This is a genomic window from bacterium, from assembly GCA_040757115.1.
Taxonomy (GTDB): domain Bacteria; phylum UBA9089; class CG2-30-40-21; order CG2-30-40-21; family SBAY01; genus JBFLXS01.
Map to the genome: position 1 here is coordinate 17,769 of JBFLYA010000020.1, position 12,929 is coordinate 30,697.

The window sequence follows — 12,929 nt, forward strand, 5'->3', positions numbered from 1 at the left end:
TGAGAATAATTGTTCCGTTAGGAACATAATATCGGTAGGAATAGATAGACAAATCAATCAGTTCCGTAGGAACGATATATTGGTAGAAAATTTATGGAAAGCCATTTACCGATATATTGTCCCTATGGGACATTATTTGTATGATATTTATTTCTACCGATATGTTGTCCCTATGGGACATTATTTGTATTTCTAAGTAAAGTTTTGAATAATAACTGCTATATTTATCCACCATTCATTGGATTCGTTTGCCAAAATTAAAATCAGGGATAAATTATGAATAAGAAAAAGATATATCCAAAAGCAATACTTAATTGGCCGGAAGATGAGAGACCCAGGGAAAGGCTGCTTAAATATGGCGAGCATACCCTTAGCAACTCCGAACTATTGGCAATACTTTTGCGAACAGGCGTCCAGGGCCAGAGCGCTATAGACCTGGCAAGGGAAATACTGCAAAAATTCAAGACTTTTCGTAATTTATCGCATACCGATTTGTCCCATTGGAAAGAATTCAAAGGCCTTGGCCAGGCCAAGATTGCCCAGATAAAAGCAGCCATTGAAATAGGAAGAAGATTTAGAGAAGAAATAGTAAAAGAAAAAAAGATTAAGATAAGCTCTTCAAAAACCGTGGCAGATATTTTAATGCCGAGAATGAGGGATTTAAAGAAAGAAATCTTTAAAATCTTACTCCTGAATTCACAAAATACAGTTATTGATATTGTAGAAATTACCGAAGGGACGGTTAATAAGGCAGACCCTATCATTCGAGAAATTTTCCAAAAGGCATTACAGTCTTTTGCTGTCTCTATAGTTTGTGTTCATAATCATCCCTCTGGTGATGTTTCTCCAAGCAAAGAAGACAGAGACTTTACAAGTGAGTTATGCAACGCAGGCAACATAATACAGGTAAAGGTATTAGACCACATTATTATCGGTGATAATGAGTATTATAGTTTTGCAGATAAAGGTGAGCTTTATAAAAGGAGTTTTCAATGAATCACGCAATTCATAATGCTATAGTAAATTTTATCTGGACAATAGCAGATGATGTTCTGCGAGATGTTTATGTTCGGGGAAAATATAGAGATGTTATCCTGCCAATGACGGTCATTCGCCGTTTCGATGCAGTGTTAGAGCCTACTAAAGAAGCAGTTCTTAAAATGAAAGAACATCTTGATGCTTCCAGAATATCCAATCAGCATATTGCCTTATGCCAGGCTTCTGGACAGGCTTTTTACAACACCTCACCATTTACCCTTCGGGACTTAAAAGCCCGGGCAAAAAAGCAGCAACTGAAAGCAGACTTTGAAGCATATCTGGATGGTTTCTCTCCCAATGTGCAAGAAATCCTGGATAAGTTTAAATTTCGCAATCAGATACCGACAATGATAGAGGCTGATATCCTTGGACATGTTATTGAGAAATTTCTTGATCCGGTAATCAATCTAAGCTCAAAGCCGGTTTATGATGCAAACGGAAATGAAAAACTTCCAGTCTTAGATAATTATGACATGGGGACGATTTTTGAAGAGTTGATTCGCCGCTTTAATGAAGAGAATAATGAAGAAGCCGGGGAGCACTTTACCCCACGAGATGTAGTTACGCTTATGGCAAATTTGGTTTTTCTTCCCGTTGCAGATAACATAGAGTCAAATACATATCTTATTTATGACGGTGCCTGCGGCACAGGCGGTATGTTGACAGTTGCAGAAAATATTCTTGCAGAATTAGCCAAAAAGCATAATAAAGATGTTTCCATCCATCTCTATGGGCAAGAAATCAATCCTGAAACCTTTGCCATCAGTAAGGCAGATCTTTTATTAAAAGGAGAAGGTGAAGAAGCGGAAAATATGAAATTTGGCTCCACCCTTTCTGCGGATGCGTTTCCATCTCTTGAATTTGACTTTATGCTCTCCAATCCTCCCTATGGCAAGAGTTGGAAGACAGATTTGGAAAGGCTTGGTGGAAAGAGAGATTTTTATGACCCACGTTTTATAATTAGCTATGCCGAGAATCCTGAATTTAGCTTGATAACCAGATCAAGTGATGGACAACTTATGTTTTTAGTGAATAAATTAAGCAAAATGAAGCACAATACACCCTTAGGAAGCCGTATAGCTGAGGTTCATAACGGGTCATCGCTGTTTACCGGTGACGCAGGCCAGGGAGAAAGTAATATTCGGCGATGGATTATTGAGAACGATTGGCTGGAGGCTATTATCGCTTTGCCCGAAAATATGTTCTACAATACAGGTATTGCCACTTATATCTGGGTGCTTACTAATCGCAAAGCAGAGCACCGCAAAGGTAAAATCCAACTTATTGACGCCAGGGGGGTGGTATGATTCTTTACGAAAGAATTTAGGTAAGAAGAATTGTGAATTTGCAGAAGGCCATATCCGGAAAATATGCGATTTATTGCTTTCTTTTAAAGAGACCGAGCAGTCAAAGATATTTCCTAATGAGGCATTTGGGTATTGGAAGATAGTTGTTGAACGGCCGCTTAGATTTAAAGGAATTGACCCAAATAGAGAATATAACGCTAAAGAAATCAAAGAAATGGTTACTAAAGGACTGGCTGATGAAAATGGTGTGCCTGCAATTAAAAAAATCCATAACCCCGGCAAGACTTCCGCTAATCCTTTCTATGGTCTGTTTGAAATTGAAATTGACGGTAAGAAATGTGTGGTTGAGTATGAACCAGATACATCTTTGCGCGATACAGAACAGGTGCCCCTACTTGAAGATGGCGGTATTGAAGCGTTCTTTAAGCGAGAAGTATTACCTTATGTGCCAGATGCCTGGCTTGATAGGTCAAAAACCCAGATTGGCTATGAAATCTCTTTCACCAGGTATTTTTATAAGCCACAGAATCTACGAACGCTGGACGAGATTACCGCGGACATCCGGGCACTGGAGGCCGAGTCTAAAGGATTGCTGGAGCGCATCATCAAGGAGGCAGAATAATGGGTAATAACATGCCGGATAGAAAATCTGATTCAAATATTCAAAAAGCTCGAGCACCTGAATCGTCGGCTATTGTTGGCGATATTCGCCGAATGATCGAAGAAACCCGTTCATCAGTTGCCTTGACTGTTAATGTCAATCTCACTATGCTCTATTGGCGGATTGGAAAACGAATTAATGAAGAGATTCTTAAGGGGGACCGTGCAGAATACGGAAAGAAAATTGTTCTATTACTATCGCAGCGGTTGGCTGAAGAATATGGCAACAATTTTTCTGAAAAGAACTTGCGCAGAATGATGCAGTTTGCCGAAGTTTTCTCGAATGAAGGAATTGTCGTATCACTGATACGACAATTGAGTTGGACCCATTTTCTTGCCCTAATTCCTCTGAAAAAGCCGTTGCAGCGTGAATTTTATGCGGAAATGTGCCGAGTCGAACGGTGGAGCGTCCGTACCCTTCGTAAAAATATCGATTCTATGCTTTATGAGCGCACCGCGATATCCCGCAAGCCAGAAGAATTGGTCAGTAAAGAATTGGCAAAATTACGTAATGAGGGCCACCTGTCACCTAATATGATTCTCAAGGATCCCTATGTTCTTGATTTTCTCGGTGTCAAGGACCGTTATTACGAGAAAGACCTGGAGGACGCCATCCTGCGCGAGATGGAAGCATTCATTTTGGAACTCGGAGCAGGATTCACCTTTCTCGCCCGGCAAAAGCGAATTCAGGTCGACAATGACGATTTCTATATCGACCTACTCTTTTATAACCGCAAGCTTTGCCGACTGGTGGCCGTTGAATTGAAGCTTGACGACTTTAAACCCGCGGACAAGGATCAGATGGAACTCTATCTTCGCTGGCTGGAAAAATACGAAAGTGAACCTAACGAAAATCCGCCACTCGGTATCATTCTGTGTGCCGGAAAAAAGCAGGAACAGATTGAACTGTTAGAACTGGGTAAGTCCGATATCCATGTGGCTGAGTATTGGACCGCACTGCCACCTAAAGAATTGATGCAGAAGAAACTCCACGCCGCGATCCAACACGCCAGGATGCGACTGGATAATCGTATTACCGAAGATATTCCGGGAGATGGGGGTGCTGAATGATGTTGAAAGGCTATCCTGAATATAAGGATTCCGGCCTTGCATGGCTGGGGAATATCCCTAAGCATTGGAAAGTGGGAAGACTCAAGCAAATCTGCCATTTGGCATATGGAGATTCTCTCCCTGATGATGTCCGATTGGCAGGTGAAGTACCTGTCTACGGTTCAAATGGGCAGGTTGGTTTCCATTTATCTGCTAACACACTGTCGCCTTGCATCGTCATCGGTCGGAAAGGTTCGTTTGGAAAGGTAAATTACTCCTTCTGCCCAGTTTTCGCTATCGACACAACTTTCTTTGTGGATAGCCGCTTTACTAAAGCTGATATCCGGTGGCTCTTTTACATCCTGATATGGGCACATCTCGATGCTGTCTCCAAAGATGCAGCAGTCCCAGGGCTCAATCGCGGTGAAGCGTATGCACAACTCATACCCTACTGTCCACAGGCAGAACAGCAACACATTGCTAATTACCTCGATGCGAAGACTCGCCAGATTAATCGCTTCATCCGTAGCAAGCAGCAGTTGATTAATCTCCTCACCGAACAAAAACAGGCAGTTATTAACCAGGCTGTAACTCGAGGTATTGACCCTAATGTCCGGCTTAAACCTTCAGGAATAGATTGGCTTGGGGATATTCCAGAACATTGGATAATGAAACCACTTAAACATTGGGTTAAAATTAATACACGGGTTTTACCAGAATCAACGGATCCAAACTACGAATTTTTATATTTGGATATTAGTGCAGTATCAACTGGATTTTTGGTAAAAGAACCGGAAAAAATGTTATTTGGTAGTTCTCCTTCAAGAGCTAGAAGAATTCTTAGCAAGGGTGATATTATCATCTCAACTGTAAGGACTTATCTAAAAGCGATCTATTTCGTTAAGGAAGATTTGCCAAATTATATCGCATCGACTGGATTTGCTGTTTTGACTCCCAATAAAGAGATATATCCAAAGTTTCTGAGCTATGTTATTCAAAGTAGATCTTTTATTGATAGTGTGACAGCTAATTCTGTTGGTGTCGCATATCCAGCTATTGCAGAAACTAAACTAGCCATGCTTCATCTTGCAATACCTCGAGATTTCATTGAACAACAAGCAATTGTAAAAAAAATAGAAAACGAGATATCGCCACTTGAGAAAGCCATAAATAGAGCATTAAGAGAAATAGACCTCATCCGTGAATACCGCACCCGGCTTATTTCTGATGTAGTAACTGGTAAGATTGATGTGCGAGATATTTCGGTAGAACCAACAGAAGGGCTGGAAGGGTATGAGGAGTTAGATATGCTTGAAGAGGCTGATAAACAGGAAGAAGAAATAAAAGAAATTGAGGAGGATTTGTGAAAGCCAATTAGGAATCTCGCAAAGGCGCAAAGGACGCAAAGGACGCAAAGTAACAAGGATGAGACTTGGATTATTGATCAATTTCAATGTTGAATTAATTAAGGATGGGATTTTACCATGATTGTAAAATAACTTGTAACCTTTGCGAGCTTTACGCCTTTGCGAGAAATATTAGAATAGTGATAATCGGCAAGATTGATGTTAGAGGAGAATAACAAGGATAATGAAAAACTTGCACCACTGGTGCAAGAAATTAGGTGGGCTAAAAATATTGTCATGCTTGAATTTTAAGGAGGTCAAAGATGAAGACATCTGATACCAGTGAAAAGGGGCTTGAAAATTTAATCGTTGAGTCTTTAGTTAATGAATCTGGTTATCAACAAGGAATACCAGAAGATTATGACCGAGAGCATGCCGTTGACCTGACCAAGCTTAAGTCGTTCTTAAAGGCGTCTCAGCCAAATGTTGTTGAATCATTGGGTTTAGACGAAGAAGGTCCAAAGCAGACACAATTTCTCCACCGGCTTCAGGGTGAAATCGCAAGACGCGGAATAATTGATGTTCTCCGTAACGGTATAAAACACGGCCCGGCATCAGTAGATTTATTCTATGGCGCTCCTACCCCCGGCAATAAGAAAGCAGAAGAGCTCTTCAAGATGAACATTTTTAGCGTTACACGCCAGCTTCAATATAGCAGGGATGAAACTCAATTAGCCCTTGATTTAGTAATTTTTATCAACGGTCTACCTCTTGCTACTTTTGAGCTTAAGAATAAGCTTACCAAACAGACCGTTGATGACGCCATACAGCAATACAAGGAAGACCGTAACCCCAAAGAGCTTTTGTTTTATTTTGGAAGGTGTATAGTCCATTTTGCTGTAGATGACCACGAGGTTTATATGTGCACACACCTTAAAGGAAAATCTTCCTGGTTTTTACCATTTAATAAAGGTTACAACGATGGGGCGGGAAATCCTCCTAATCCAAATGGTATTGCTACTGATTATCTATGGCAAGAAATCCTTAATAAAGAGAGCTTAACCGATATCATTGAAAACTACGCTCAGAGAGTGGAAGAAAATGATGAAAAAGGTAGAAAAAAACATAAACAGATATTTCCTCGTTACCACCAACTTGATGTAGTGCGTAAACTCTTATCTGCCGCGAAAGAAGACGATGTAGGCAAGCGGTATCTTATTCAGCACTCAACAGGAAGCGGTAAGAGTAATTCCATAGTCTGGCTTGCCCATCAGTTAATCGGCTTAAAGCACAATGACTCCGAGATATTTAATTCAGTGATTGTTGTTACTGATAGAATCATTCTTGATAGGCAAATCCGCGATACAGTCAAACAATTCACGCAGGTAGCTGCCACAGTCGGGCATGCTGAACGGGCAGGAGACCTGCGTCAGTTCTTAGCTTCTAAAAAGAAGATTATTATTACAACTGTCCAAAAATTCCCCTTTATACTTGATGAAATTGGCAATGAACATCGGGGAAGCAGATTTGCCATCATTATTGATGAGGCACATTCCAGTCAAGGGGGAAGGACATCAGCAAAAATGAATGTTGTCTTATCTGACCATACCATTGATGAAGAAGAGACAATTGAAGATAAAATTAATCAGATTATGGAATCTCGCAAGATGTTAGGCAATGCCAGTTATTTTGCTTTTACTGCAACTCCAAAGAATAAAACCCTTGAAATATTTGGTTATTCTTTTGCAGAAGGAGATAAGGTAAAGCACCGGCCGTTTCATACCTATACAATGAAACAGGCAATCCAAGAAGGTTTTATTATTGATGTGCTTAAACATTATACACCTGTTGAAAGCTATTATAGATTAATAAAGACTGTTGAATACGACCCGGAATTCGATACCCGCAAAGCCAAAAAGAAACTCAGGAGATATGTAGAGTCGCATAGTTATGCGATTAGAGAAAAGGCAGAAATAATGATTGACCATTTTCACGATTCTGTCCTATCCCATCATAAAATTGGTGGTCAGGCAAGGGCGATGGTTGTCACAGGTAGCATTGAGCGGGCATATCAATATTATCAGGCGTTTGTTAGCTACTTACGAGAAAGAAAAAGCCCTTATAAGGCAATAGTGGCATTCTCTGGAGAGCATGAATTTGGAGGCTGTAGGGTTACTGAAACCTCTCTGAATGCATTTCCGAGTAAAGAGATTCCAAAGAGGTTTATTCAAAACCCTTATCGCTTTTTAATAGCTGCTGATAAATTTCAGACCGGCTATGATGAACCGCTCCTTCATACTATGTATGTTGATAAGCAACTGACAGGGATTAAGGCTGTGCAGACTCTTTCTCGGTTAAATCGGGCACACCCGCTTAAATATGATACCTTTACCCTTGATTTTATGAACGATGCCGATACAATTCAAGCGGCCTTCGCAGACTATTATCGGACAACTATCCTCAGCGAAGAAACTGATCCAAATAAATTACACGACCTTAAGGCTGCTCTTGATGCCTGACAGGTCTATAACCCTGCTCAAGTTGAAGATGTTGTAACACTATATTTAAATGGAACAGGCAGGGAACAACTCGACCCTATACTTGATGAGTGCGTGGCTGTATATACATCTGAGTTAGATGAAGATAGCCAGGTTGATTTTAAAGGAAAGGCTAAGGCATTTGTTAGAACTTACAATTTCCTTGCCTGCATATTACCTTATACAAATGCTGAATGGGAAAAACTATCCATATTCCTAAATTTTCTCATACCCAAGCTGCCAGCGCCGATAGAGGATGATTTCTCAAAAGGCATACTTCAAACCGTAGATATGGATAGCTATCGTGTTGAGGTGCAGGCAACTATACAGATTAAACTTCAAGATCAGAATTCTGAAATAGGTCCGGTGCCTACCAGTGGAGGTGGAGGCATAGCAGAACCAGAGATGGATTTACTAAGCAATATTATCAAAACATTTAACGACCAATTTGGCAACCTTGATTGGAAAGATAAGGATAAAATAGTTAAAGAGATTAGTGAGGGAATTCCGGTAAAGGTTTCAGCAGATAAAGCATATCAAAACGCTATTAAGCATTCGGATAAACAGAACGCCCGCATTGAATATGACAAAGCTTTACAGCGAGTAATGACGGCATTGGTATTAGATTATACTGAATTGTTCAAACAGTTTAGCGATAACCCTTCTTTTAAGAGATGGCTTTCAGATTCAGTATTTAATCTGACTTATGCAACAGCAAATAGATAGGAAGAACAAAAAAAACTCATCGAAATCTTTGAAGCAAAAATCAAAGCAGTCAACTGAGATAACAAAAGCCATCACGCAGGCGACAAGATATATTTACGAAGTGGAGCGTGAGGCAAACAGCGTTAAATTCTTGGAGAGAATGGACAATGTCAAAACTATAAAGCCTCGCTGTATTTTGATATTTGGTAGATCAAATAACTGGAATGATGAGCAAAAAGAGGCATATCGCATTTTAAATTCAAGTTATCACAATTTAATGATAATGACTTATGACCATGTATTATTGAGAGCAAAGAGGATTTTAAATATTGACACACCGGAAGATTTGGAACGAAATACAGAGGGAATGGATGATGTGCCGTTTTGAAAATTTCAAGACTATGATAAAGAACCAGAATTGTAGTGCTTGACATCATCTTCTTTAATCCTGACAATCTGCGGTAATCTGCGTCCTATAAAGAGAAAGGTAAGGAAGGTATAGATGCTATACTTATATCTTGATGAAAGTGGAGATTTAGGGTTTGATTTCGTGAATAAGAAACCATCAAAGTATTTCACGATAGCCATTCTTGTGGTAAAAGGATATGAAGAAAACCGATTACTGTTAAAGGCAGTAAAGAAAACTTTAAGTCGAAGATAAGGTATGATTCTGTTTATTTGCCATAAAAAAAAGAGCGTGCCTTGTGAGCTTGTTGCGCTGTGGCTTTTGCCAACCGATGGATGGGAACACCACAGACAACCCACAACGGGCTTACCGCTCAATTAATAATATACTACATTTTGCTTCATTTGTCAAGCACTTTTTTTCAAAGTCAAAGTCGAGTTGTCATTTGCATTACATTTTCTATCAAAAACAGGAGCGATTAACCCAAACCTCCGGAAGAAGCGGTCCAATTATTAGAGGACAAAGAAACCCAAATGGTTAAATACATGATTGGAGAAAAGATATGACTAAAGAACAACTCTATAAACTAATTGCTCAAGGTGAAGGGCAGCGGTTAGAGTTCAAAAAATCTGTGGCTGAATTGAACAGAATCATTCAGACCCTGGCTGCCTTTGCTAATACCAATTCCGATGGCGGATGTGTCCTCATTGGAATAGGGGATAGTGGCAGAGTCAAAGAAGTGATAATTGGCAGAGAAACAGTAAGGCAAATAGCCAATAAAATCGCAGCTCATACTGACCCTGTTCTTTACCCTGAGATTGAAGTGATAAAGGAATCGGGGAATAAAGGTATCATCGTAATCACCATAGATGGAAGTCCTAATAAACCCCATTTAGCCTTTGGCCGGGCATATAAAAGGGTAGGCTCTACCACCACACAAATGACCAGGGATGAATATGAGAGGTTGTTGTTAGTAAAACATGAAAATAAGTTTCAATTCGATTCTCAGGTTTGTGAAGGATCTACCATTGAAGATATTGACGAAGAAAAGATGAAATGGTTTTTGAGAATTGCAAGAGCAAAAAGGGGGGTAACATTAAACGACGAGATCTCTGTGGAGGAATTTCTAATACATCTACAGCTTGTAAGTAAAGCTGGGTTGACTAATGCGGCAGTTATGTTGTTTGGCAAAAGTCCACATCGGTTTTTCTTGCAATCTGAAATTAAATGTATTGCTTTGCCTACTATGGAGTTTATAAAACCCTACACTACTTATCAGGCTCATGGAGGTAATTTATTTGAACAGGCTGATAAAACATTGGCATTTATTCTTGATAATATAAAAAGACCACTATGGATTAAAGCAGGAGAAATGACAGCGAGACACCCTTATGAAATACCTGAAGAAGCAGTACGAGAGGCAGTCGTTAATGCCATCATCCATAGAGATTATATGAGCCCTTCCAAGGTGCAAATCAGAGTATTTCCAAACAGAGTTGAGATATGGAATCCAGGAAAGCTGCCACCTCAACTAAGCGTTGATGATCTAAGGAAACCCCATCCGTCGCTACCGTACAACCCTTTACTTTTCAGACAGTTTTATAGAGCCAGTTATGTTGAAGATGTTGGCGGTGGAACTATCGATATCATTAAGAGTTGCACGGACGCCAACTTACCGGAACCAAAATTTGAACAGAAAATGGGAAGTTTTATTCTTACAATATATCGTTCACCCTTGACAGACGAATATCTTGATAATAAGAAGCTCAGTGAGAGGCAAAAGAATTCGATTAGTCATATTGAGAAGCATGGAAAGATGGGGCGGAAAGAATATGAAGAATTATACAATGTTTCAGGAAGAACTGCTAACAGAGAATTGAATGATTTGTCTAAGAAAGGTCTAATCAAAAAAATAGGTAGTGGCCCAGGCACATACTATGTTTTGGCGAGATATGGCGAGATATGGCGAGATAAATAAAAAATAGAAGAAGCAATGCAATTATTAGAGGACAAAGAAACCCAAATGGTTAAATACATGATTGGAGAAACGCTATGACCAAAGAACAACTCCATAAACTAATTGCCCAGGGAGGAGGGCAATTTTAAAGAGGTAATTTACTATGAGAAAAGAAGAGATAACCACAGGAGTTTATAATGACTTTCTTGGCAGGATTGCTAAGATTCTGGTTGAGGCAAGAACTAAGGTAACAAGAGAGATAAACACGACTCAGGTATTAGCCTATTGGGAGATTGGCAGAGAGATTGTCGAGTTTGAGCAGAAAGGTAAGGCACGGGCGGAATATGGTGGAAAGGTTCTTATCAAGTTATCTGATGATTTAACACAAAAATTTGGCAGGGGTTTCTCTATGGATAATTTGCAGTTAATGAGAAGGTTTTACTCAACATATCCAGATAAATTTCAAATTTACGAGACAGCGTCTCGTAAATCTCTTCAACAGACCTTGTCTGACCAATTTGTACCAATGCTATCCTGGTCATGCTATTGTGAATTGTTAAAAGTAGATGAACCTCTTGCTCGATCTTTTTACGAGCAAGAAGCAATTCAAAGTAACTGGTCAGTAAGAGAATTAAAAAGACAGATTAACTCAATGCTCTTTGAACGACTGGCTCTTAGTAAAGATACCAAAGCAGTAATGGAGATGGCAAAGGAAGGACAGATTATAGAAAAGCCAGAGGATGCAATTAAAGACCCTTATATCCTGGAGTTTCTTAATCTTAAGGAAGAGACATCTTATACAGAAAACCAATTAGAACAAGCGATTATTGATAAACTCCAACATTTCCTTCTGGAGATGGGTAAGGGTTTTAGTTTTGTCGCCCACCAAAAGAGAATAACTATCGCTAATCGGCATTATTATATTGATCTGGTCTTCTATAACCGCTTCTTGCGATGTTTTGTCTTGATAGACTTAAAGAGTGGTGAGCTTGACCACGCTGATATTGGTCAGATGAATTTCTACCTGAACTATTACAAGGAGAATGAGAAGACAGAAGAAGAGAATGACCCCATAGGTCTTGTTCTCTGTGCCAAGAAAGATGATATCTTTGCCAAGTATATCTTAGGCGGATTAAACAACAAGGTCTTTGCTTCCAAGTATAAATTGGCACTACCCTCGGAGAAGGAACTAAGTAGTAAGCTCAAATCAATCCCATTATTAGTGGAGGAACAACATGACCAAAGACCAACTCTATAGGGAGGGAAAAAGAGGGAAGAGGGGACAGGCTACTTTTTAGGAATTGGGAGCAATAGATGAAGGATACCAGATCCGGAAAGCTGAAAGCAGAATTTAGCAATCACCCATCGGATGGTGGGACTTTTTTAGTAGCTTTGTTGAGTTTATTAACTTATCAACCAGCCCCAAAGAACGATTTGAATTCAGCGGAAAAATATCGAGAAGGTTTATCTGTTCTCTTCTGAATACAGAATTTGTATAACTTTTATGGCTTCGCCGAGGAAGAGACAGCCATTGTGGGGAAGCGTCTTAAAGGAGCAAAATAATGGCAAGCAAAAAAGAAACGATACTAAAATCTGATTACCTTCAATTCTTAAAAGAGATAAAGGGAAATTGGGGCACGTTGTTGAATTTATTGATTTATTCATGTCAAAGAGCGCAGGATCATAAGAGATAAAGTTAGCAATTCTCGGTGAATTTTTAGAGACTGAATTTACCTATGTTTAGGAGAGACAGAAAAAATATTTTTCGTAAAGATTTTGAGAGAAAAATAAGGAATAATGGTAAGCGTTCAGGTGGTGTAACAAAAGGAGATGTGGAGATTAAGGAGATAGGGAGATATTATTAAAAAAATTGAAATTAATAGAAACTAATAGAAATTTATGGAAATTTGTTGTTTTCCACAA

General features: G+C 39.4%; 8 protein-coding genes and 2 pseudogenes. All 10 read left to right on the forward strand.

Going from position 1 to position 12,929, the window contains the following annotated elements; translation table 11 throughout:
• Window positions 1-276 precede the first annotated feature (276 nt).
• Window positions 277-996: a DNA repair protein RadC gene (gene radC / locus AB1422_02825; protein ID MEW6618280.1), complete on the forward strand. Its 720-nt coding sequence runs from the start codon at window positions 277-279 to the stop codon at window positions 994-996.
• Window positions 993-2,967, forward strand: a pseudogene (locus AB1422_02830) (class I SAM-dependent DNA methyltransferase). Before radC ends, AB1422_02830 begins: the two are co-directional and overlap by 4 nt.
• Before the next feature lie 11 nt (window positions 2,968-2,978).
• Complete coding sequence (locus tag AB1422_02835; GenBank protein MEW6618281.1) at window positions 2,979-4,076, forward strand: PDDEXK nuclease domain-containing protein; 1,098 nt, start codon at window positions 2,979-2,981, stop codon at window positions 4,074-4,076.
• On the forward strand, window positions 4,073-5,422 hold the full coding sequence (locus AB1422_02840; protein MEW6618282.1) for a restriction endonuclease subunit S: 1,350 nt from the start codon (window positions 4,073-4,075) through the stop codon (window positions 5,420-5,422). The genes AB1422_02835 and AB1422_02840 overlap by 4 nt, the downstream gene beginning before the upstream one ends.
• 302 nt (window positions 5,423-5,724) lie before the next feature.
• Window positions 5,725-8,664: pseudogene (locus tag AB1422_02845) on the forward strand (type I restriction endonuclease subunit R).
• A complete protein-coding gene (locus tag AB1422_02850) occupies window positions 8,645-9,031 on the forward strand; it encodes a Shedu anti-phage system protein SduA domain-containing protein (protein MEW6618283.1) in 387 nt (128 codons plus the stop codon). Before AB1422_02845 ends, AB1422_02850 begins: the two are co-directional and overlap by 20 nt.
• 114 nt (window positions 9,032-9,145) lie before the next feature.
• Window positions 9,146-9,304, forward strand: a complete 159-nt coding sequence (locus tag AB1422_02855) for a DUF3800 domain-containing protein (GenBank protein ID MEW6618284.1) — start codon at window positions 9,146-9,148, stop codon at window positions 9,302-9,304.
• Window positions 9,305-9,611: 307 nt separating this feature from the next.
• Window positions 9,612-11,027: an ATP-binding protein gene (locus tag AB1422_02860; GenBank protein ID MEW6618285.1), complete on the forward strand. Its 1,416-nt coding sequence runs from the start codon at window positions 9,612-9,614 to the stop codon at window positions 11,025-11,027.
• A gap of 142 nt (window positions 11,028-11,169) precedes the next feature.
• Entirely contained in the window at window positions 11,170-12,264 is a 1,095-nt protein-coding gene (locus AB1422_02865) for a PDDEXK nuclease domain-containing protein (protein ID MEW6618286.1), read from the forward strand.
• A 478-nt stretch (window positions 12,265-12,742) separates the two neighbouring features.
• Window positions 12,743-12,871: a hypothetical protein gene (locus AB1422_02870; protein ID MEW6618287.1), complete on the forward strand. Its 129-nt coding sequence runs from the start codon at window positions 12,743-12,745 to the stop codon at window positions 12,869-12,871.
• The last annotated feature ends 58 nt before the right edge of the window (window positions 12,872-12,929 follow it).